This is a genomic window from Nocardia sp. NBC_01377 (genome assembly GCF_045040005.1).
GTDB classification, from domain to species: Bacteria; Actinomycetota; Actinomycetes; order Mycobacteriales; family Mycobacteriaceae; genus Nocardia; species Nocardia noduli.
In genome coordinates, this window is record NZ_CP109566.1 from 8,500,360 (window position 1) to 8,521,941 (window position 21,582).

General features: G+C 64.4%; 25 protein-coding genes. 13 read left to right on the forward strand and 12 right to left on the reverse strand.

Annotated elements, in window-relative coordinates; all coding sequences use genetic code 11:
- The first annotated feature begins 55 nt into the window (after nt 1-55).
- Both OG225_RS38810 and OG225_RS38815 read left to right on the forward strand, forming a co-directional pair.
- Complete coding sequence (locus tag OG225_RS38810; protein WP_405179611.1) at nt 56-1,627, forward strand: hypothetical protein; 1,572 nt, start codon at nt 56-58, stop codon at nt 1,625-1,627.
- A gap of 367 nt (nt 1,628-1,994) precedes the next feature.
- Nucleotides 1,995-3,266: an amidohydrolase family protein gene (locus tag OG225_RS38815; protein ID WP_216917834.1), complete on the forward strand. Its 1,272-nt coding sequence runs from the start codon at nt 1,995-1,997 to the stop codon at nt 3,264-3,266.
- Nucleotides 3,267-3,326: 60 nt separating this feature from the next.
- On the opposite strand, the gene OG225_RS38820 is transcribed toward OG225_RS38815, so the two are convergent.
- From OG225_RS38820 to OG225_RS38870, 11 genes are all read right to left on the reverse strand, one after another.
- On the reverse strand, nt 3,327-3,980 hold the full coding sequence (locus tag OG225_RS38820; RefSeq protein ID WP_216917833.1) for a Uma2 family endonuclease: 654 nt from the start codon (nt 3,978-3,980) through the stop codon (nt 3,327-3,329).
- A gap of 43 nt (nt 3,981-4,023) precedes the next feature.
- Nucleotides 4,024-4,839 carry an ESX secretion-associated protein EspG gene (locus tag OG225_RS38825; protein ID WP_405179612.1) on the reverse strand — a complete coding sequence of 272 codons (816 nt, stop codon included), beginning with the start codon at nt 4,837-4,839 and terminating at the stop codon, nt 4,024-4,026.
- Nucleotides 4,836-6,176: a hypothetical protein gene (locus tag OG225_RS38830; protein WP_405179613.1), complete on the reverse strand. Its 1,341-nt coding sequence runs from the start codon at nt 6,174-6,176 to the stop codon at nt 4,836-4,838. The genes OG225_RS38825 and OG225_RS38830 overlap by 4 nt, the downstream gene beginning before the upstream one ends.
- Before the next feature lie 53 nt (nt 6,177-6,229).
- Nucleotides 6,230-6,586, reverse strand: a complete 357-nt coding sequence (locus tag OG225_RS38835) for a hypothetical protein (protein ID WP_405179614.1) — start codon at nt 6,584-6,586, stop codon at nt 6,230-6,232.
- A 52-nt stretch (nt 6,587-6,638) separates the two neighbouring features.
- Nucleotides 6,639-7,205, reverse strand: a complete 567-nt coding sequence (locus OG225_RS38840; RefSeq protein ID WP_405179615.1) for a DUF3558 domain-containing protein — start codon at nt 7,203-7,205, stop codon at nt 6,639-6,641.
- A gap of 1,052 nt (nt 7,206-8,257) precedes the next feature.
- Nucleotides 8,258-8,953: a hypothetical protein gene (locus OG225_RS38845; RefSeq protein WP_405179616.1), complete on the reverse strand. Its 696-nt coding sequence runs from the start codon at nt 8,951-8,953 to the stop codon at nt 8,258-8,260.
- Nucleotides 8,954-9,592: 639 nt separating this feature from the next.
- Complete coding sequence (locus tag OG225_RS38850) at nt 9,593-10,237, reverse strand: hypothetical protein (RefSeq protein WP_405179617.1); 645 nt, start codon at nt 10,235-10,237, stop codon at nt 9,593-9,595.
- An 817-nt stretch (nt 10,238-11,054) separates the two neighbouring features.
- The gene (locus tag OG225_RS38855) at nt 11,055-11,786 is read right to left on the reverse strand and encodes a class I SAM-dependent DNA methyltransferase (protein ID WP_405179618.1); all 732 of its coding nucleotides are present in this window, start codon (nt 11,784-11,786) and stop codon (nt 11,055-11,057) included.
- Nucleotides 11,787-11,894: 108 nt separating this feature from the next.
- Complete coding sequence (locus OG225_RS38860; RefSeq protein WP_405179619.1) at nt 11,895-12,524, reverse strand: LysE family translocator; 630 nt, start codon at nt 12,522-12,524, stop codon at nt 11,895-11,897.
- A 100-nt stretch (nt 12,525-12,624) separates the two neighbouring features.
- On the reverse strand, nt 12,625-12,897 hold the full coding sequence (locus OG225_RS38865; protein WP_405179620.1) for a type II toxin-antitoxin system RelE/ParE family toxin: 273 nt from the start codon (nt 12,895-12,897) through the stop codon (nt 12,625-12,627).
- Nucleotides 12,894-13,172: a hypothetical protein gene (locus OG225_RS38870; RefSeq protein WP_405179621.1), complete on the reverse strand. Its 279-nt coding sequence runs from the start codon at nt 13,170-13,172 to the stop codon at nt 12,894-12,896. The genes OG225_RS38865 and OG225_RS38870 overlap by 4 nt, the downstream gene beginning before the upstream one ends.
- 148 nt (nt 13,173-13,320) lie before the next feature.
- Between OG225_RS38870 and OG225_RS38875 the strand changes: the two genes are divergently transcribed.
- The 10 genes from OG225_RS38875 (at nt 13,321) to map (ending at nt 19,896) form a co-directional block, all read left to right on the forward strand.
- Nucleotides 13,321-13,932: a hypothetical protein gene (locus OG225_RS38875; protein WP_405179622.1), complete on the forward strand. Its 612-nt coding sequence runs from the start codon at nt 13,321-13,323 to the stop codon at nt 13,930-13,932.
- Between the two features lie 378 nt (nt 13,933-14,310).
- The gene (gene rpsH, locus OG225_RS38880; RefSeq protein ID WP_216911419.1) at nt 14,311-14,709 is read left to right on the forward strand and encodes a 30S ribosomal protein S8; all 399 of its coding nucleotides are present in this window, start codon (nt 14,311-14,313) and stop codon (nt 14,707-14,709) included.
- A 15-nt stretch (nt 14,710-14,724) separates the two neighbouring features.
- A complete protein-coding gene (gene rplF / locus OG225_RS38885) occupies nt 14,725-15,264 on the forward strand; it encodes a 50S ribosomal protein L6 (protein ID WP_216911420.1) in 540 nt (179 codons plus the stop codon).
- 2 nt (nt 15,265-15,266) lie between these two features.
- A complete protein-coding gene (rplR, locus tag OG225_RS38890; protein ID WP_109525425.1) occupies nt 15,267-15,674 on the forward strand; it encodes a 50S ribosomal protein L18 in 408 nt (135 codons plus the stop codon).
- 31 nt (nt 15,675-15,705) lie between these two features.
- The gene (gene rpsE / locus OG225_RS38895; RefSeq protein WP_109525426.1) at nt 15,706-16,371 is read left to right on the forward strand and encodes a 30S ribosomal protein S5; all 666 of its coding nucleotides are present in this window, start codon (nt 15,706-15,708) and stop codon (nt 16,369-16,371) included.
- Complete coding sequence (rpmD, locus tag OG225_RS38900; protein WP_216911421.1) at nt 16,372-16,551, forward strand: 50S ribosomal protein L30; 180 nt, start codon at nt 16,372-16,374, stop codon at nt 16,549-16,551.
- 1 nt (nt 16,552) lies between these two features.
- Entirely contained in the window at nt 16,553-16,996 is a 444-nt protein-coding gene (rplO, locus tag OG225_RS38905; protein ID WP_216911422.1) for a 50S ribosomal protein L15, read from the forward strand.
- 166 nt (nt 16,997-17,162) lie between these two features.
- The gene (gene secY, locus OG225_RS38910) at nt 17,163-18,485 is read left to right on the forward strand and encodes a preprotein translocase subunit SecY (RefSeq protein ID WP_109525429.1); all 1,323 of its coding nucleotides are present in this window, start codon (nt 17,163-17,165) and stop codon (nt 18,483-18,485) included.
- Complete coding sequence (locus tag OG225_RS38915; protein WP_405179623.1) at nt 18,482-19,027, forward strand: adenylate kinase; 546 nt, start codon at nt 18,482-18,484, stop codon at nt 19,025-19,027. Before secY ends, OG225_RS38915 begins: the two co-directional genes overlap by 4 nt.
- 65 nt (nt 19,028-19,092) lie before the next feature.
- Nucleotides 19,093-19,896: a type I methionyl aminopeptidase gene (map, locus tag OG225_RS38920; RefSeq protein WP_405179624.1), complete on the forward strand. Its 804-nt coding sequence runs from the start codon at nt 19,093-19,095 to the stop codon at nt 19,894-19,896.
- 13 nt (nt 19,897-19,909) lie between these two features.
- Here the strand turns inward: map and OG225_RS38925 are convergent, their stop codons facing one another.
- Nucleotides 19,910-20,866, reverse strand: coding sequence for a hypothetical protein (locus OG225_RS38925; RefSeq protein ID WP_405179625.1), 957 nt, complete (start codon nt 20,864-20,866; stop codon nt 19,910-19,912).
- A gap of 244 nt (nt 20,867-21,110) precedes the next feature.
- Here OG225_RS38925 and OG225_RS38930 point away from each other — a divergent pair, with 244 nt between their 5' ends.
- Entirely contained in the window at nt 21,111-21,578 is a 468-nt protein-coding gene (locus tag OG225_RS38930; protein ID WP_405179626.1) for a YbaB/EbfC family DNA-binding protein, read from the forward strand.
- Nucleotides 21,579-21,582 lie beyond the last annotated feature (4 nt).

Consider the following 21,582-nt stretch of genomic DNA (forward strand, 5'->3'; position numbering starts at 1 on the left):
GGGACTTCGGTGTCGAACGGAGACGCGGACACGCGATCGAGGAGAGGGCGGCGACGTGAACACGCCGGACGACAACAGCAACTACAGGGGCGGCGAGTTGCCCGATATCGAATCCGCATCCGGCGATGTGCCGGAGGTCGATTCGGACGGGCCCGATCGGAGGTCCGCCGCGACAACCGAGCCCGCCGAAAACGATGCCCCCGATGTCGGCTTCACGGTCGCGGAGGAATCCGACGACGTGCAGGAGCGTGCGAAACGGTTGTGCCACAAGCTCGCCCGTGACCTCGCCGCCACCGGACCGCACGGCTGGACGCGATTGGACGCGGTCTTCACGCTGACCACCCTCACCGAGATGGTGCAGGTGTTCTTCTCGGACGAGCACGACCGTTCACTGCGCGTGCATCCGGGACCCGATGTGCTGTCCACGGTGCGTGAGCATCGTCGCCTTTCCGCGGAACTCGGTGACGGACCGTGGTGGCGTCTCATTCTCACCTTGAATCGTGAGGGCGCCATCGAGGTCGACTTCGATTACGGCGACGACCCGTTCCCCGGCGACCAACTCTTCCCGCCCGAGGCCTACGCCGCCGACCTCGAGGTGTATCCGCGCTCCGCGCTACCGGTCTGGCTGGCCGCCTACATCCATCACGGCGGCAGGCAGAACCGTCCGGCACGTGTCGCCGCCGTTCACGCGCGTGCGGATCGGCAGGCCGATGTGCGCCCGATACGCAGCGGCGACGATTTCCCCGCGCTTGCGGTGATGTGGGGGCGCTGGGCCGTGATGGCCGCGGCCTTCGTGGCGACGGGTTCTCAGCGAGGTCCGCGCATCCTGCCCGCGCTGGGTGTTTTCGAGGGATCGCGTCGCAGCGGCGCGACGCTGTACATGTTGCCCGGCGGTCGCGCCGTACTGTCGGGCGGCGTCTGGAATGCCGCTGAACTGGACGCGACCTACAACGGCGGCGCGCCCACCCCGCGGCTGTACGCGAGTGCGCCGGAATGGGTGGCCAATCCGGTGCTGAATCCGCGTGCCGCCAATGGTCTGCTGTCGTTCTGCTACTGGTGGGAGGCGGGGGACTGGTATCGCGGCGAATCCCCGACGGCGGAGCGGCTCGTGGACGCCGTGCCGGGAATGTGGACCACCGATACCGTCGCCGACGTGATCTGCGGTCTGCTCGCCGAGTCTCCGACCGATCCGCGGCGCGCAGCCGTGCTGACTCTCGTTTCCGCGGCAGAAATCGGCGTGGTCACCCGCGACACCCTCGCCGCGGTCTTCGATGACGACTCGGACGTCGACAGCGCGTACTACCAGCTGACGATGGCAGGTGTCGCGGTCTCGATCCCCGAGCCGATGCCGCGGGAGGACGCGCTGGCGAAGGTGCGGCGTTTCATCACCGAGCGAAATCTGGACGCCGCCGGATACCCGGTCTCCGACCTGCGCGCCGATCGCATCGATGTGGGCTGGATGGTCTACGCGCCGACCCGCCCGGACGAGATCGCCATCGCCCGCGCGATCTTCTACATCGCTGACGACGGTGTGCTCGAACAGTCGTCGTCCTCGGTGGCTCCGTCGGTCTTCGTCATCGAGTTCGAGCGTCGCTTCCAGCAGCGACACGGCGCGGTCGGCATCTGATGGTCGCCCCTCGGATACTCGGATAGCCTCTGCCTCAACCAATTTCGCTGTGAGCTCGTCGTTCCTCACGCAGGTTCTCTACCTGTAGTCGATGCGATGCGCGCTGCCGATGGTGATTCGTTGCGCCCCGCGCCGACCGAGCCTGTGCCGCAACCGTTCTCGCCGGATCGCCAGGGGGAAGTACCGCGACCATCGATGAACGGGCAGTATCACCACGGTCGTCTCCGTGCGGGCCGGTGCTGTCGTGACACACGAACCGGTCGGATTCGACGAAGTCCCGCGGCACGGCGCAAGTCGCGCGAATGTTGCCGGGGCGATGGTTACGCTGTTCGCGCACAGGCGTGACCCTGACGAGAAGGGGGTTTGCATGGCCGAGTTGTTCTTGACGAACGTGCGGGTGGTGGACGGGAGCGGGCGGAATCCACTTCGTGACGGTGCTCTATTGATTTCGGGCAATACCATTTCGTGGGTGGGGGAACGTTCGACGGCCCCCGATATCGGAGAAGCGACGGTCGTCGATCTGCGGGACAACACGGTGTGCCCCGGATTCTTCGACTGCCACGTGCATTTCGCGCTGCCGGGTGGGTCGGGGAATCCGTACGAAGCGGTGTCGGTGCCCACCTCGTACCGGACGTTGGCCGTATTGGAACGGCTGCGCGTCACCCTGCACAACGGGGTGACCAGCGCGCGCGACCTGATGGGGATCGACGCGGGCGTCCGGATGGCCGTCGCGCAGGGCCTCGTCGAAGGTCCGCGTCTACAGGTGGCGATCACCATGCTGAGCCAGACCGCGGGGCACGCGGACCTGACCCAGCTGTCCGGATTCGACCCGATGTCGTATCTACACGGCCCGGAGACCCCGTCGCCGTTGATCGACAGTGTCGACGAGGCGCGCAAACGCACGCGCCAACTGTTGGGGCTCGGCGCGGATCTGATCAAAGTCGCCTCAAGCGGCGGGGTCGCCTCGCCGAACGATCAACCCGAATGGCTCGGCCTGCGCACGGAATTGGTGCGTGCGGTGGTCGAGGAATGCCGCGCCTACGGCAATAAGCCCGTCGCCGCGCACGCCATCGGCTACGCGGGTATCGAGGCCGCCGTCGAAGGTGGTGTCCGCAGCGTCGAACACGGCTACCAACTCGACGACGAACTCCGCCGCCGCATGGTCGACCGGGACATATTCCTGGTGCCGACACTGCTGGAAACCATGGAGGACCTCGACCCGCACAAGACCTCACCCGCCGCGCACGCCAAGAGCGTCACCTGGCACCGCCTCGCCCAGGAAGCCGTCGGCCGCTCCGCCGCCGCGGGTGTTCGTATCGCCGTCGGCACCGACGCGGGCCTGTCACCCGATCACGGCACGAACCTGCGTGAACTGGGACTACTCGTGAAATTCGGGGGCCTCACCCCGATGGAGGCGATTGTCGCCGCCACCCGCGACAGCGCCGCCCTGTGCGGGGTGGACGACCGTCTCGGCACCCTCGAATCCGGCAAACTCGCCGACATCGTGGTGGTCCGAGGCGATCCACTGCACGACATCGAATCCGTCGGCCGCCCCGACGACATCCTGCTGGTGATGAAGGACGGCAAGGTGAGCAGCGATCGCGGAGGGTTCTTCACGCCCGTCGACCGGTGGGGGTAGCGGGGGCATGCGAGCCTGTCCCGCTCCCGGCAGCGCTGCCCGCGTCGCCGGGCGCCGGGCTCAGAATTCGAGTTCTGCCCACGGAATAGTGATCGGGAACGGGAAGTCGATAGCGATGACCTCGGAATCGTCAGGAGACCATTTGCCCGCCAGAATGTAGTTGGCCTGGTGCAGGGGAGTCACGCCCGGCGGCAGCGTGCCGTGCGTGGTCTCCAGCGCATAGGCGTGCACGAACGCGATCTCACTGCGATGCGGAGCGAGTTCGATTTCCCAATACCAGGGAATGCCGCCGCCCGCGTAACGCGCTTTCTTGGCTTCGATATCTGTTTGTTTATTCGAGGGTGAGAGGACTTCGCCTACCAGGAGTGCATCATCGGCACGAATATCCTGATACGGCTCGTCGAGGCAGCGGTAGGCCAGGAAATCCGGGGTGACGAAATCGGACTTTCCGTGATCGCCGAAGAACACGTTCGTCTCGAAGTCGACACGCCAGCAGGCTCCCGGTTCCTCGGACATCGCCGACTTCGCACAGCGTTTCAACGCGCTGGTCAACGCGAACGTGAATGCCTGATGTTCTGCGGGCCCGCGCCGCAACCACACCACACGGCCCTCCCAGAGCTCGATTCGTGCCGCGACTTCCTCGGGCAGTTGCTCGAGTTCTTCCCAGGTCATGTGCTCCGGGAGATCGGGTCGCTCGACATGCGGGGCGGGCATGGCGCCATGGTAATCCGGATCGCTGCCTCGGCAACCGGGTTTGTCACCTCGACAATTGGCGCCGGTCGGTGAACATCGCGATGTGGTTGGTGAGGCGATGTCGCAGTTCCGCCGGTGGTCCGGGGATCACGGTGAAATCGTCGTCACCATTGTGTTGAAGGAGGTAGCGGCCGTCGTCGGGATAGTCGAGCCAGAGGAAGGCCCTGCCGTCCGAGGTGGGCCGAGCGTCCAGTTGATAGCCGGGGAATACGGTGATTTCGCCGGTGCCGGAGCGGGGGCGGAGGAAGAACCGCTGCACCTGTTCGGTGGGGGAGAGTCGGGTCGGATGTCGGCCGTAGGTGGGGGAGCGCAGGTCACCGCGGCGGCCTTGGAAGCGTGGCGTGGTTCCGCCCTGCGCGCGGGGCAGATGCGCGACGATCTCCGCGGCGAGCGCGTGCAGCGCCACGGTGCTGATCGTGACGGCGCCGCCGTGTTCGCGGGTCGGACCCGGGGCCTGGACGACGAGCGTGCACCGGTCGCCGACTATTCCCGCGTATACGCGGACGACCTCCGTCTGCCCCGGACCGTGCAGGCCTTCGATCTCGACGCGGACCTGCGGTTCCAGGAGCGCGCCGAACGCCGTGTGCAACTCTTCGTCATAAACACCCAGCAGCCTCCGCACGGCGGCTTCGCGACGTTCGCGGTAGACGTCGACGGATTCGGCGAACTCGTGCCGGTAGGTCAGCGGGTAGGGCAGACGATCACGGCCGTGCGCTTCCAGCGCGAGGGTGAACGCGTGCGGGTCGAGCTCCCAGCGGCCCGAAGATCGCTGTCGATTCTCGGCGTATTCGCTCCCCGAGGGATCGTGGAACCGATTCATCCGCCGATGACCCCACCTGGAGGAAGGGTCGCGGGCAGCTGTCCGATGAGTTCGTTCTCGCGATCCTGGATGAGGTAGTCGGGAGTCTTGTGTTCGTCCTCGTCGTCACGGCCGCCGCCACCGCGGCCGCCCATTCCCGGCATACCGTTCATCCCTCGCGTGCCCGAGGTACCCGACGTCCGTGAGCCGCCGGAGCCGGACCCGGAACCGCCCGTGCTGCCCGGCGTACCCATGACGCTGCGACCCGCGCCGGGGGTGCCTGTCCCGCCGAGCCCGCCGGAACCGGGTGAACCCGACCCGGACGATCCCGATCCTGGAGATCCTGTTCCCGGAGATCCGGAACCGCCGAGTTTGCCGTCGCCGGGCGTGGTCGGCTTGTCGGTCCCGGCGGGCGTGGTCCCCGTGGGTGTGGACCCGGACGGGTCGGTGCTACTGGGTTTCGTGCTGCCGTCGTTGTTGCCCTGACTGCCGTCGGTGCCGTTCGACTGCGGGTCGGTGGCGGGGTTCTCCTGCGTGCCGGTGGGATTCGCAGTCGGTGTGCCGCCGCTGTCGTTCCCATTGCTTCCGACCCCGTTGCCGGTTCCATTACCGTTGCCGCCGTTCCCGCTCCCGTTGCCACCCGGCACGGTGCCCGGGTCGGCGACGGTATTGCGGGGAACGGGAAGCACGGGAGTCTGGTTGTCGACGGTGACCGAACCGGGCTGATAGGTGCCGATCATGAAACGCTGAGCGTCTGCCTCGGCCTCGTTTGCCCGGTGCTTGGCCGCCTTGACCAGGCCATTGCCGGGAATATGGCCGAGGAATTCATCGAACCCGGACAGTTTGTCCGGCTTCGGAATGGTCATCTTCGCCTGTCCCAGAAGACCTTCCATGTAGTCGATGCCGTTGGCGACCATCTGGAACGAGGTGGGAAGTGCCGCGGCTTCGGTGGTGTAACTCTTCACCGCGTCGATCGCCGCGGTTCCCGATGTGCCCGACCATTTCTCGGACAGCACACGTTCGAAACTGTTCCGGTAGTTGGTCACCGCCGTCTCGGTTCCGGTCGTGAGTCGTCGCCACCCGTCCGCACCGGCGTTGACATCGCCAGATCTGACTTCGGGTTGACCGTTCCCGCCGTTGAGCGCGTTCCAGATCTGCTCGTGCGACCACGTGCTGAACGCTTCGGGATCGGACACGGCGGGCTTGGCCATCGACACGTCCGAGCCGCCGTCCAACCGCGTCCACTCGTTGCCGATAATGGTGCGGTCGCCGTCCCATGCCAGCTTGCCCGCGTCATCGAGCCTGCCGCGATCATCGTCCGCGTCACCGGAGGTCTGGTAGTTGTCATAGATCTTCAAACCACCGAGAGTGCCCACGTGGCCCAAGAACTCGCCGAAGTCGCCCAACCCCATCAGATGCCCTGCCCGTTCGTGCCGAGGTCGCCCGCATTCTGCTGATCGACAGTCTGCAATTTTCCGATCGCCGCGAGGAAGGTATCTCGTTGGTCGCGGGCGATGGAGATGTGCTGTTCCAGCCGTTTTACCGCGGAATCGTCGGGGTCGGAACCACCGGCGACCGCTTTGAATTCGAGCTTCTGGCGGATCGCCTGAGCTGAGGGAAGGCCACCCCAACCCGTCAAGCGTTGGAGCCCTTGTGCGTAGCCCTTCTGCCTTTCCAGGTCCGTGATGTACTGGCTGACAACCTGAGCGATGGCCTCGCCGACGTCGGCCTCGATCTTGAACTCGCCATTGATCGCCTTGCTCTTCATGTCACGCCAGTAGCCAGAATGGTCTTGTATCATCGTCGATCCTCCTCGCTGACTACTTCGGCAGATGCGGTTCGAGGGCGGCTGCATATTTGGCGGCCATATCGCACGTGTCGCCGATACGCGGACCCTCCGTGCTGAGCCACCGCACGTTGATTTCGAACATGCCTTGGTCCGCCTCGAACGAGACATAGCAGCTATCGGTGTCGCTCTTCTCTTTCGAAACCAGTCCTGGTCGGGAATTGACGGTAGTCTCGCCGATTACGGTCGCGCTTTCCTTCGTACGAGCATCCGCGAGCGTGTGGCTGGTAGAGAAAATGCTGACGCTTCGCGTGCCGGTCCCGTACCGGTTATCGAGCGGCATCCAGTCACATACCCGCCAAGCCGATACGCCGCTCGGCGGATCCGTCAGCACGCCTTTGGTCGTCGGATCCAGGCCGGCCCCTCGCAGCGCATCATCCGATAACGCCCCCCGGCACGGATTGAACACCTCGATCGTGTCCGGATCCCGCACCGTCGTCGTCGCCCCAGCCGCCCCGTCCACCGACTCCCCGCATCCGGTGAGAGCCGCCGCCGCGACCGCACCGCAGACTACAGCCCGTATCACCACAACGCTACGCACAGCACTCCTACCCGCTCGGACACGACAGCAACTCTGCCAATAACCAATTAGACGCACGCTGGCCATGATCGGTTCCACCCGATCACCGCGTCCCGCCGTTCCACCCGAGATCCTGGCACGGATCATGGTCGGACATCGCCGCTCCGTCGTGGGATCTCGACATCGACGAAATCGTTGTCGTCAGCGCGGTGGGTATGCACCGCGCGACGGAGAGGATCGCGCACAACGGTCGCCGTAGTGGCCCACGCGTGGAGCATGTTTCGCAGCGGGGCCGAATCTTTCGAGTTCATCGCCATAGCGAGGGCATTGCGGATCTCAGCCACCGCTTCGGCGCGGTCATCGACGTCTCAATTCTGCCAACCATGCCAGTCCGCCGAGCTCCGTCCGAGACAGCGTGTCCGTTCGAGCCGACACGGCCTCGGCGGCGAATAGTTGTGCGGGCATCGGTATCGCGCCGTCCAGTACCGAGAACCGCTGCGCCGCTGGCGTTACCGACATCGATCCGTCAGTGTCGCGTACAGCCGTCGACGAGCGATCTGCCCTGCTCCGGAACTCGTGCTCATCGGGGTCGTTCAGATCGTCGGCTCGGCGCTCGGTCATCCCACGATGCTAGACAGTGCGATGCGGCGCGCGGTACTCCGGAGCATTGTCGACGCTGGTCAGGGCAAGTTGTGCCCCCTGACGTCAGAGCGAACTCTGCCTGATGCCACTCGGGTGGCTCGATCACCTGCGCAGTCTCGCCGGTCGATACCTGGCTCTGCCGGGCCAGGTCGAAGTGTGTCGTGCCGACTACGCGAACCGACATCCGACAGGTCAGCCTGTCTCCGAGGGCGCGGAGTCCGATGAACTCCGTACCCTCGCGAAACGGATTCCGTCTGCTACCAGCAGAAACGGTAGTTGCCGGAGCCTCGGCACTCCACTCGTACTGCTACTGATCGGGGATGTCGGAGTTGGGGATCGCCGCGCCCGCGACGATCTCCACGGCGTCCTGTGTCCGACGGAAGGATCCGCCGGTCAGCGTCGCGTCCAGCGTCGTGCGTTCTACTCGGTCGTCATTGCTCGACGGTGAATTTGTAGTCGGCATAGCGTGGGAAGTCCGATCCGGCGTCTTCCCAGCTGTAGGTGTACCGACCGATATGGCCGAGCCGGAATCCCGTATCGGCGACGATCTCGAAGCCGCTGCGACGTGCGCGCTCGCAAAAGGCGTAGTCTTCGCCCAGGTACCAAGGGTTCTCGCCATCGGACACGATCATCGGCAAGAAGTACGGCACGGTGGCGCGGCCGAAGTGTTCGTTGCACACCGGCAGCTTCTCGTGTTCGCTCATCGTCTCGTAGACGGTGCGGTGCGTATAGAGGAAACCGGCCGCCGCGTACTTGATATTCATCAGACCGCCCCCCGCACCGAACAGCACATGTTCTGTGCCTGGCAGTAGATGGCAGGCGAGTTCGCGGAGACCTTTCTTCGGATAGATTCCGCATACCAGCGGCAGGTCGTGTTCGCGCAGTCGGTCCACCGAATCGGGATCGAAGCCGATATCCGAGTCGATCCACATCAAGGCATCGAAGCCGTCGCGCAGCGCGTCGGTCGCGATTTGACTGCGGCCCTGATCTATCGCGGCGTAACCGGCCACGCAGCGCACCGTATAGCCGCGCTTCTCCAGTTCGCTCAGCGTGCGAGAGAACTCGAGCCCGAGGTCTCCGGTGGTCGGGACCAGTACGACGCATCGGGACGCATCCAAGGTGATCACCTCTCCATTTCCGACACCGGAGTGCGGCGAGCGGAGTAGCGGGGTCCGCTGGCCGCAATACGGTCCTGGAAGCGTATCCGCCGCCGCTTCGGCGCGATCATCGACGTCCAATTCTGCCAACCACGCCAGGTCGCAGAGTTCCCTCGGAGACAGTCTGTCCGTTCGAGCCGGTGCGGCCTCGGCGGCGAATGGTCGTGTGAGCATCGGAGTTGCGTCGTTCCATGCCGAGAACCGCTGCGCCGCAGCCACTACCGAAATCGACCGTCGGTGTCGTGTAGAGCAGCTGACGAGCGGTCTGGCCTGTTCCGGAAATCATGCTCATCGGCGCCATTCGGATCGCTGGCTCGGCGCACGGTCATCCCACGATGCTGAACAGTCCGGGCGACGGCGTGGCACTCCGGAGCATTGTCGACGCTGGTCGAGCAGGTTGTGACCCTGATGTCGGAGCGAACCCTGCCAGATGTCCACTCGGGTGGCTCGGTCACCGATTTCGCATTCTCGCGGGTCGATACCTGGCCTCGTCAGACCAAATCGGGGTGTGTCGTGCCGACGACGCGAACCGACATCCGGCAGGTCGGCCTGTCTCCGAGGGTGCGGAGCCCGATGAACTCCGTGCCCTCGCGAAACGAATCGTGCCTACTACCAGCAGAAACGGTAATTGCCGGAGCCGCGGCATTCCAGTTCGTAGTGCCACTGGTCGGGGATATCGGAGTTGGGAATCGACGCGCCCGCGGCGGCTCCGAGCGCCATACCGCCGATCATGCCCGCGATGAGACCTACCGGAAGGGTGATGGGCAGCAGCATGCCCGCGGTGGCGACGCCGAGCGCCATGCCGACGAACAAGCCCGCGATGGTGCCGAACGCGGCTCCGATGCCCGCGCCTGCCTCGATACTGCGCTGACGCGGGGAGGTCTTGCGCCAGTAGCCGACGTCCTGGGCGGACACGTCCGCGACCATGGTCGTTCCGTCCGCGGAGATGTGGGGAGCGAGGGTGACGACCTGGTCTTCCACGGAGACCGCGAGGGGCAGTGTCGCCACCACCGTGCCGTCGCCCGCGACGATTTCCACGGCGTCCTGTGCCTGACGGAAGGAGCCGCCGGTCAGCGTCGCGTCCAGTGTGGTGCGCTTACCTCCTTGGAAGGTGAAGCCGACGCCTTGATCTGTTCCCTGCGCGACGTGCGGTGCCGTGTCGGCCAGATCCGGTGCGGCGGAAGCGGTTCCGTCGGTGATGCCGAGCGCCGCGATGGCGAGCAGGGCGGTGACGGCATACTTCTTCATACTCATTTGTGCTGGATTCCTCGGGTTTCGGTGGATGGTGAGATACGCGCACTGAGCAGCCCGCTCGACGATTCCGACGTCGAACGGACGGTGGGGTGAGCGTGGTTATCGCAGGGCGAATTCAGAGGCGTGTGGCGCGGCGAGCGCGGAGCTCGCCGCGAGATATACGGCCTCGAAGAAGGGTGATGTGCTCAGCCGGTGATATGCCGAATGGGCTGTAGCTCACGGATTGTCGTCCCGGCGACATATCGGAGGGATAGTGCCCACAGCGGATCGCGCACAGCGATGGATCGAATGCTGTAGAGATGCGGATACCGTCGGCTGGTCATCGAATTTCCTCCCCGGTCACCGACGCCAGTCGGTAACTGTTGCGATCCTAACGGATTCGCGTGGGTGAAAGGTCACGGTCCGATACCGAAGGTCGAGGGTTTGCGCGCGGGCCGCTGGAGTTTCGAAATTCGGAGGGCCTGGCACGGAGTGCATTGTGGGAACGTGGAATCCGATGTGAAGCCGGGTAACTGTCTCGAACTTCCGAACTCCGGAAAGAAGGGGCAGCTGGAACAGATCGAGGACGTCCGTGAGGGTGGGGTCTAGTGCCAATGGGTTGCCCTAGTGGTTACGGTTCGTGAGGTGCGATTCGAGTGCGCCACGAATTCGAGGTTGCTGTGATCGCGAGTTGAAGTCTTGCTCGAACGTCCGGATGCCGTCTTCCTGGATGATTGCGAAGTCCGCACACAGTTTCGGGCACTCGTGGCAGCGGACATGACCTCGGCGTCGCTCAGCCACAACGTGCTCCGTTGCAGTGCATCGGTCGGCGAACCCTCTACCTCGCCGGTTTACGCCAGACCGACACGTGACTTTCGCTGTCGTTGCTGAAAGGGCCGCCGAGCCAGCCCTCGCTGCGCAGTTCCAACGACATCCCGGCCAACTGGGCCATCAGATCGCATTCCGCGGGCCAGATGTATCGAAAGTTGCTGAACCCGTAGGTGACTGTGCCGTCGGAGTGGTGCCGGTAGTGATGTGATGTGCCCTGCTGGGTGCTGAGGTCGTAGGTGTCGAATCCGGTGTGATCGCGCCCCACATGGAACGGCACGGCCGCCTGACCCGGCGGAAATCGCCGAATGCCGGGAACCCACAGCTCGATGACGAATCGACCACCCGGCGCGAGATGCCGTGCGGCATTGCGAAAGCACTCGACCTGCTCGGCTTGCGTTCGCAGGTTGCCGATGCTGTTCCACACCAGGTACACCAGTGAGAACTCGCCCGGCACCCGACTCGATGTCATGTCGCCCACGACCACCGGTACGTCGGGGCGCTTCCTGTGGAGTCGGTCGACCATCGGCGCGGAAAGTTCGATCCCGCTCACATCGATACCCCGCTCGATCAGCGGAATCGCGACCCGACCCGTGCCGATGGCGAACTCCGACGCCGGACCGTCGCCCGCCGCGTCCGCCAGGAACCGCACCGCCGGATCGAGCACTTCGGGCGCGAACATGAAAGCCGAATCCCGGTCGTAGCGTTCGGCCGTCGCGTCATCCCGAACATCGCTGCTCACAACGGGGACAACAATTCTCGACAGACACCGATTGCCGCCACTGGTTTTCGTGAGACCCGTCCACCGGTCCGGAACTGCGAGCACCGGGGTCGGTCTCGATCGCCGGTCTCACCGGTGACCGGATGCCAGTTTCACGCCGAACCCGACCAGGACCACTCCGGTCACCGCGTCCATCGCACGCCGTACCGAATCTCGACTCAACCAGGTCCGCGCCAGCTCCGCGACGGTGATTATCGCGGTGAACCACAGCATGCCCTCGATGTTGTGCACCACCGCGAGCGCGCAGCCCATCAGCAGCGGTGGCACACCGTCGGGCAGGAACTGCGGCAGCATCGCCACATAGAAGACGCCGACTTTCGGATTGAGCAGATTGGTGCCGCGCCCACGCGCCCACGCGCCGAACACACTCGGCGGCGAATCACTCACCGCGTCCGCCGGATTCACCTTCCGGCGGTGGAGTCCGTCTCTGATCATGACGAGACCCATCCACACCAGATACGTCGCACCCGCGATCCGCAACACCGTGTAGGCCAGTTCCGACGCGGTCAACAGCACCGAGACACCGGCGGCCGCTGCCACGCCCCACACCAGCGTGCCGCTCCCGATCCCGATCGCGGTGGCGAACGCGTAACGGCGGCCACGACTCACCGCCGCCCGCAGCACGAGTGCCGTATCCAGACCGGGAACGAGAGTGAGCAGACCCGCGACGACCGCGAAGGACAGCAGGGCGTGCACCATGAGCCTCGGAGTAGGTGCGGCACCGGTTGGTCGGGTGTCGAATACGTTGGACCACAACAACGTTGAGGGGATTTCGCTTGTGTGAACCTGACAGCGGCCATTACGTCCGTCGACGATAGATGGCGCTCCGATGGCCGACGTCGATGTCCAGGATGATCAATCGACCACCGACGATCTCATAGAACGCACGGTGGTTTCCACACCGGAGTCTGAACTGTCCCGACGCGCCCGACATCGGTTTTACCGCCTGGTTCGGGGTGTACGGGTCATCTCCCAACGCGGTTAACGCATTCAAAAGAGCGATCGCGTCGCGCGGGGGGATCGAACGCAAGTTCCGCTGCGCGAGTGGACGGAACTCGAACGCGTATTTCACGCTGCTCCGGCATTCGGCTCCTGAAGAACCTGGGCATACATTTCCGTGAGGCTTACGCCGGAACCGTCGTCGGTCGCCCGGGCTTCGTCTGCCATCCGACCGAGCTCCTCGTCCTCCCATTCCTCGAGTTTCTCCAGCATGAAAAGGGGGATGAAGGCACCTACGCGAACGCCGTCGCGGGTCACCACGGTGACAGCGCCGTCTTCGACAGCGCTGTCCACTGCCTTTGCCAGGCCTGCGCGGAACTCTCGAATTGTCAGCGCTTCGTCTGCCATATCTCCAGTGTACACATTTTGTGTACACGAGGTCGGGTGGCCGTAGCTTCGATCTTGTCGGGTGTGGGCGAGTGCTCTGCCGGTTGGTCGCGCGTATGGGAGTGATCGAGGTGACCGTGTCGAGGTACCCACGGGTATCCTCGTTTGCGTGAACACTGGGGGAGAGTTCGTAGTCGGCATAGATTCCGAAGCACTACAACGCATTCGGAGTTGGACGCTCGCCGCGAGTATGTTCTCTTTTGTCTGCGATGTATTTGTTGTGGCTGCGTCGGCAATGGTCGGGCTGCTACTCGTTTCGTTGAATCAACCGATCGCTGTACTGAGTGCTGTCCCGTCGTTCGTGCTCGCCGCCTTCTTCGCCTATTTCGCGATTCGCAGACTGCGCGCGTTCAGGCAGTTGCGTGACACGTGGCGGGCCGGAGGCATTCCGCCATGGGCGATGCGAATGTCCGGCCACGGCCTGGAGATCAACAGCGATGCCGACTCGGAATCGGTTTTCCTGCCGTGGGGCACCGTTCAGGGGTTTCGGTCGCACCAGTGGAGGCGTCAACATTTCATCGTTGTCGACATCTTCCCGGGTGTCGACGCGAAGACTCCTGGCGTGATCGGGCTGGAGGCGCCCGACGTGCAGAGAGCTCTGCGTAAACACATATTCGGCACCAAGGGATTGCGCTTCGCTCTGCGAAACTTGGACCAGCCGGTTTCGGCAGTTGATCACGCTGCCGCGTACTTCACCGCAGGGCGGGTACGAGTTCATTGATCGCCGCTGTTCCGATCGTTGAGTCCGGCTACCACGCTCGCGGAGACAGCCGCCACGGACTCGCGTGTACACAGCACATCGACTCGTCCCATGTCCGCTCGGGGGGAGAGTGCCGCGCGACGGAGTACCCCCGATTTTGTCCTGGTCAGACCGTTGCCTACACTAGACCGGTTGCCTGGGCACCCCCATGTCCGCATGTCTCCGATGTAATGACCGGATCGACGTGCGGCAGCTCTGGCACCGAGCGCTCGTAAGAGAACTCATCCGGTCGGCAAGTGTCGGCCGGACCAGCCCCATTGCTGTAGGCCCACGGCCGTCTGCCTCGCGCAGGTCGGTGTTGTATGGGAACCGCGGCGAGAAAGGTGTCGAGGTCTAACCATGACCATGACTGATCCGATCGCAGACTTCTTGACGCGTCTGCGCAACGCCAACTCGGCGTACCACGATCAGGTGAAGGCTCCGCATTCGAAGATCAAGGTGAATATCGCCGAGATTCTCAAGCGCGAGGGCTACATCGCCGATTACCGGACCGAGGACGCCGAGGTGGGCAAGGCCCTCATCGTCGACCTCAAGTACGGCCCCAGCCGTGAGCGCAGCCTTCAGGGCCTGCGCCGCGTGTCGAAGCCCGGTCTGCGTGTGTACGCGAAGTCCACCAACCTGCCCAAGGTCCTCGGCGGCCTCGGCGTGGCGATCATTTCCACGTCGACCGGTCTGCTCACAGATCGTCAGGCGGCCAAGCAGGGCGTGGGCGGCGAAGTCCTCGCCTACGTCTGGTAAGGGAGGTCAGGACAAATGTCGCGCATTGGCAAGAAGCCCATCACAGTTCCCGCAGGCGTCGAGGTGAACATCGACGGCCAGAACGTGTCGGTGAAGGGGCCCAAGGGCACCCTGTCGCTCACCGTCGCCGAACCGATCACCATCGCCAAGGGTGAGGACGGCCAGCTCGAGGTCGTTCGCCCGAACGATGATCGTCAGAACCGCTCGCTGCACGGCCTGACCAGGACCCTGGTGTCCAACATGGTCGAGGGCGTCACCAAGGGCTACGAGAAGAAGATGGAAATCTTCGGAGTCGGTTACCGCGTGCAGGCCAAGGGCTCGAACCTCGAGTTCGCCCTCGGTTACAGCCACCCGGTGCCGATCGAAGCCCCGGCGGGCATCACCTTCGCGGTGGAGTCGCCCACCAAATTCTCCGTGTCCGGAATCGACAAGCAGGCGGTCGGTCAGATCTCCGCTGTCATCCACGGACTGCGTAAGCCCGACCCGTACAAGGGCAAGGGCATCCGCTACGCCGGCGAGGTCGTTCGCCGCAAGGTCGGAAAGACGGGTAAGTGATCATGGCGCAAACCGAAAACCAGATCGCCAAGCGCAAGCCGCGTGGCAAGGACGTGTCCACGACGCGTCGTCTGTCGAAGACCCGCCGTCACTTCCGTCTGCGCAAGAAGGTCGTCGGCACCACCGAGCGTCCGCGCCTGGTGGTCAACCGCTCTTCGCGTCATCTGCACGCACAGCTCATCGACGACTCGATCGGCAAGACCATCGCCGCCGCGTCGTCCATCGAGGCCGATGTGCGTGCCCTGGACGGCGACAAGTCGGCCAAGGGCAAGAAGGTCGGCGAACTGCTGGCCGCGCGTGCCAAGGCCGCAGGCATCGACGCCGTCGTGTTCGACCGTGGTGGTCACGACTACCACGGCCGCATCGCGGCGCTGGCCGATGCCGCTCGCGAAGGTGGGTTGAAGTTCTGATGACTGCAAACATTTACGGAAGGAACGTCTGATGCCGGGACGTCAGAGGCGTGACGGCGGCAACGGACCCGCCGGACAGCAGGCAGGTGCCGCCGGTGGCGGCGACAACCGCGACGGGCGCGGCGGTGGCCGCGATCGGCGTGGTGGCGGCGACCGTCGCGACCAGCAGACCGACAAGAACCAGCTCGAGCGCGTCGTCGCGATCAACCGCGTCTCCAAGGTCGTGAAGGGTGGTCGTCGCTTCAGCTTCACCGCCCTCGTGATCGTCGGTGACGGCAACGGTCTGGTCGGCGTCGGCTACGGCAAGGCCAAGGAAGTTCCCGCGGCCATCCAGAAGGGTGTCGAGGAGGCTCGCAAGGGCTTCTTCCGCGTTCCGATGATCGGCTCGACCATCGTCCACCCGGTTCAGGGTGAGGCGGCGGCCGGTGTGGTCATGCTGCGTCCGGCTTCGCCCGGTACCGGTGTGATCGCCGGTGGTGCGGCTCGCGCCGTGCTGGAATGCGCTGGCATCCATGACATTCTGGCGAAGTCGCTCGGTAGCGACAACGCCATCAACGTCGTGCACGCGACGGTTGCGGCACTCAAGATGCTGCAGCGTCCCGAAGAGGTCGCGGCCCGCCGTGGCCTGCCCCTCGAGGACGTCGCCCCCGCGGGCATGCTGCGCGCGCGCTCTCAGGCAGTGGGAGGTGCCAGGTAAATGGCAGATCTCAAGGTGACCCAGATCAAGTCGTCGATCGGCGCCAAGGTGAACCAGCGGGAGAGCCTTCGTACGCTCGGCCTGCGGAAGATCCGTCAGACCGTGGTTCGTGAGGACAACCCTCAGAATCGCGGCCTGATCAACGTCGTGCGCCACCTCGTGACAGTTGAGGAGGTCTGACATGACCATCAAGTTGCATCATCTGCGTCCTGCTCCCGGATCCAAGACCGAGAAGACCCGTGTCGGTCGCGGTGAAGGTTCCAAGGGCAAGACCGCGGGCCGTGGTACCAAGGGCACCAAGGCTCGCAAGAACGTCCCGGCCGCCTTCGAGGGTGGGCAGATGCCGCTGCACATGCGGCTGCCCAAGCTCAAGGGCTTCACGAACCGGTTCCGTACCGAGTACCAGGTCGTGAATATCGGCTCGATCGCCGAGCTGTTCCCCGAGGGGGGCGAGATCGGCAAGGCCGAGCTGGTCGCGGCCGGAGCGGTTCGCAAGAACCGCCTGGTCAAGGTCCTGGGCGACGGCGAGATCGGCGTCGCGGTCCAGGTGACCGTCGACAAGGTGACCGGCGCAGCCAAAGAGAAGATCACCGCTGCCGGTGGCACTGTCACCGAGCTGGGCTGACGGTACTCTCAACGTAGTGGGCACCGGACGGGTGAAAGCTCGTCCGGTGCCGCTGTTAGAGTTCAATTGTTGTCTGCCAAGCCACGTCATGGTTTTCGGCTTCTCCAGAGTTGGACATCGCTGAAATATCCATGTCATGACCATGTCGTTCGCGCCAGGAGGATCTGTGCTTTCCGCCTTCGTATCGGCCTTCCGGACTCCGGACTTACGGCGGAAGATTCTCTTCACGCTGGGGTTGATCGCGTTGTACCGCATGGGTGCCGCGCTGCCTTCACCGGGTGTGGACTACAAGGCGGTGCAGGAATGTATCGAGCTGGTCTCCGGTGGTGATTCCCAGGGCATCTACCAGCTCATCAACCTGTTCTCCGGTGGTGCGCTGCTGCAATTGTCGGTCTTCGCGATCGGCATCATGCCCTACATCACCGCCAGCATCATCATTCAGCTGCTGACCGTCGTCATCCCGCGGTTCGAGGACCTGCGCAAGGAAGGCCAATCCGGTCAGAACAAGATGACGCAGTACACGCGTTATCTCTCGGTCGCGTTGGCGATCCTCCAGGCGACAGGTCTCGTCGCGCTCGCGGCGCGCGGCCAGTTGCTCCAGGGCTGTCAGCAGGACATCCTCGCCGACACCAGCATTTTCGGCATGATCATCATCGTGCTCGTCATGACCGCGGGCGCCGCCTTGGTCATGTGGTTCGGCGAACAGATCACCGAACGCGGCGTCGGCAACGGCATGTCGCTGCTGATCTTCGCCGGTATCGCGGCCAGGATTCCGACCGAGGGCAAGAACATCCTCGACAGCCGCGGCGGCCTGGTCTTCGGCCTGGTCTGTGTGGCGGCCTTCCTCATCATCGCCGCGGTGATCTTCGTCGAACAGGGTCAACGCCGCATTCCGGTCCAATACGCCAAACGGGTGGTCGGCCGGAAGATGTACGGCGGGTCCTCGACCTATCTGCCGCTGAAGGTCAACCAGGCGGGCGTCATCCCCGTGATCTTCGCGTCCTCGCTGTTGTATCTGCCGAACCTGGTCGCTCAGCTGACAGGTTCGCAGAACGCGACGGACCCGAGTTGGTGGCAGGAGATCATCCAGAAATACTTGGTGAACCCGGGCAACCCGGTCTATATCGCGATCTACTTCGGTTTGATCGTGTTCTTCACCTACTTCTACGTCGCGATCACCTTCAACCCGGAGGAACGCGCGGATGAGATGAAGAAGTTCGGTGGCTTCATTCCCGGATACCGTCCGGGAAGGCCGACGGCCGACTACCTGAATTTCGTCCTGAGCCGCATCACCCTGCCCGGCTCGATCTACCTCGGTCTCGTGGCAGTGCTGCCCAACCTGTTCCTCGATATCGGCTCGTCCGGCGGCGCTCAGAACCTTCCGTTCGGCGGCACCGCGGTCCTCATCATGGTGAGCGTCGGTCTCGACACAGTGAAGCAGATCGAGAGCCAGCTGATGAATCGAAATTACGAAGGGTTCCTCAAGTGAGAGTTGTATTGCTAGGTCCGCCGGGCGCGGGCAAGGGCACCCAGGCCGTCCTGCTGTCCGAGAAGCTGGGCGTCCCACACATCTCCACCGGGGATCTGTTCCGCGCGAATATCAGCCAGCAGACACCGCTGGGTCGCGAAGCGCAGAAGTACATGGATGCCGGAGATCTGGTTCCGAGCGACGTCACCAACCGTATGGTCGAGTCTCGGGTCGCCGAGCCGGACGCCGTCAGCGGTTTCGTGCTCGACGGTTACCCGCGCACCATCGACCAGGCCGAGGCCCTGGAGAAGATCCTCGGCGATATGGACAAGAAGCTGGACGCAGTCCTGTGCTTCGTCGTCGCCGAGGACACCGTGGTCGAGCGGATGCTCGCGCGTGGCCGCGCCGATGACAGCGAGGACGTGATCCGCAACCGGCTCCGGGTGTATCGCGAGGAGACCGAGCCGCTGCTCCAGCATTACGACGGCCTGGTCGTCACCGTCGACGGTATCGGCGAGGTCGACGACGTCAACGCACGCGCGTTGCGTGCCTTGGGACAGTAGTGTCCCGAGTCTTCGGAGTGTGCCGAACCTGGGGGATGCCCCGGAAACGGGAGCGCTGATCCGCGATGGTCTTCGGTCGGAGCAAGAACAAGAAAGTGGTGCCGTTCCGCACCGCGGGTGAGCTGGACGCGATGGCCGCGGCGGGCGCGGTCGTCGGACGCGCGCTCGTCGCCGTGCGGGCGGCAGCGGTCCCGGGGGTTTCCACGCTCGCCCTGGACGAGGTCGCCGAGCAGGTGATCCGTGACGCGGGCGCGGTGCCCTCCTTCAAGGGCTACCACGGATTCCCCGCGTCGATCTGCGCGTCGGTCAACGACCGCGTGGTGCACGGCATTCCGACCTCGGGAGAGATCCTCACCGAAGGCGATCTGGTCTCGATCGATTGCGGTGCGATCCTCGACGGCTGGCACGGCGATTCGGCGTGGACATTCGGTGTCGGCAACATGATCGACGCCGATGAACTGCTGAGCGAGGCCACGAGACTGTCGATGGAGGCGGGTATCGCGGCCATGCTGCCCGGCAACCGCCTCACCGATATCTCACACGCCATCGAAATCGGCACCCGCGCGGCCGAGGAGAAGCACGGCCGCGCCTACGGCATCGTCGACGGGTACGGCGGTCACGCGATCGGGCGCGAGATGCACATGGACCCGTTCCTGCCGAACGAGGGCGCTCCGGGCAAGGGGCCGAAACTCGTGGTGGGTTCGGTGCTGGCCATCGAGCCCATGCTGACGCTCGGGACCACTCAGACGAAAGTTCTCGATGACGACTGGACCGTGGTCACCACCGACGGCACCCGTGCCGCGCATTGGGAGCACACGGTCGCGGTCACCGAGGACGGCCCGCGCATCCTGACGTTGCGCCCGGAGTAGTTGTCGGGTCGGCTCACTCTTCTCCCCGCACCACGATCGCGGTGGCGGTGAGCCCGACTCCGACATTGATCACCAACGCGTACTCGCCCGGTGCGAGTGATCTCTTGGTGCACAGATAGTTCAGGTTCGCCGTGAGGTCTCCGGCGAACAGATGTCCGGTCTCGCCGGACAGGTTGACGACCTCGGTATCGGGCAGGACTTCGTGGAAGGCGCTCTCGCAGAACGCCGGGGTGAGTCGCGGCAGGACGGTGACGGTCAGCCGGGGATCACCGAACTCGATATCCGCGTCGGCGCAGGCGTTCTGCACGGCGGCGCGCGTGGCTTTACGTAGTCGGAACACATTCGGCTTGGTGGCAGCTGCCTCTCCCAGCGTCGCCCGTTCGTGGTACCAGGCCTCCTCCTGCGGTGCACCGCAGGAGGCGACCGACCGCACCGAGAGCGCGCCCGTGGTGCGCGAGAGCAGTAGAGCGGTCGCCGAGTCGGCGAGGGCAGCGCCCATGTGGAGTTGCCAACGCCACGACGCGTCCTGGCCCGCCACGTCACCGGTGAGAACGAGACCGTGCTCGAAACGGGTTTCGGCGATCATCTGCGCGATGGCGACCTGCACGGCCATGGCGCCGCCGTTGCTCATCTGCCTGACTCCCATGGACACCGCGCGATTGGCGCCGAGCAGCCGCGACAGCCGCGGCGCGATGGTCCAATCATCGAGGCCGTGAGCGATCGAAGCGTGCGCGAGGAAGTCGATATCGGCGGCTGCGATATCGGCCGATCGCAGTACCTCGTGGCCCGCGATGAGCGCGAGCTCCTCGGCGGTCTGTCCGTTCGATGCCACCGAGATGTCCGAAATCTCTGATTTCGCTGCCGCTTTCGCGCTCACGAAACCTCGGGTGAGTGCCTGATCGATGTGTTGGCGCTCGTCGGGAATGACCACCGCGGTCGCCTCGAGGAATATCCGACCGTCTACGCGCATTCGTGCTCAATCTCATGGAAGGGTTCTGGATTACGGTTCGGAAGTCTGTTCGTCATCGATGACTTCGCCGCACCACCGGATGGAACGGAGTGTGGCGACACGATGACATCTCGCCTACCTGTCGTACTCGGATCGTGCAGGGCGAAGGTCGGGATATCGGCTCCCTGTTCCGCCGAATTTCCTTGCCCGCCACCGCTGATTCACCGTTGTGCGGTGTTCTTGATCGACGATGCCGGGAGGTGCGATGGTCAACGAGCGTCTGCATGCGGACATGATGACGATGTTGGAAGGGCTCGACGAGCAGATGCGTGGCATCGCGGACGTCCAGCTGAAGAGATCGAAGCTGACCGCGACCGCCAGTACCTGCGAAGCGCGAATCACGGTGACCGTCAACGCCGATGGTTTGCTGATCCAGACCGTCTTCGCCGATGACATCGCCGACCTCACCTTCGACGAGATCGCCGAGGGGATGACCGAGGCGGTGCAGAAGGCCGCGCAAGAGGTCGACAGGCTCAGCCAGGAACTCCTGGCTCCGCTGCGCGAGCGAAAGTCGCAGCTGCCGAAGCTCTCCGACATCATCGAGGGCGCTCCCGATCTCGGTGCCCGGATGCCGGTCGCTCCGCCGCCGCCGACCAGTATGCGCGAATTCGATTCGCGCGCAGCGGGTGTGTTCGACGGAACGGTGTCGCGCTCGATGATCTCCGACGACTGAGCTG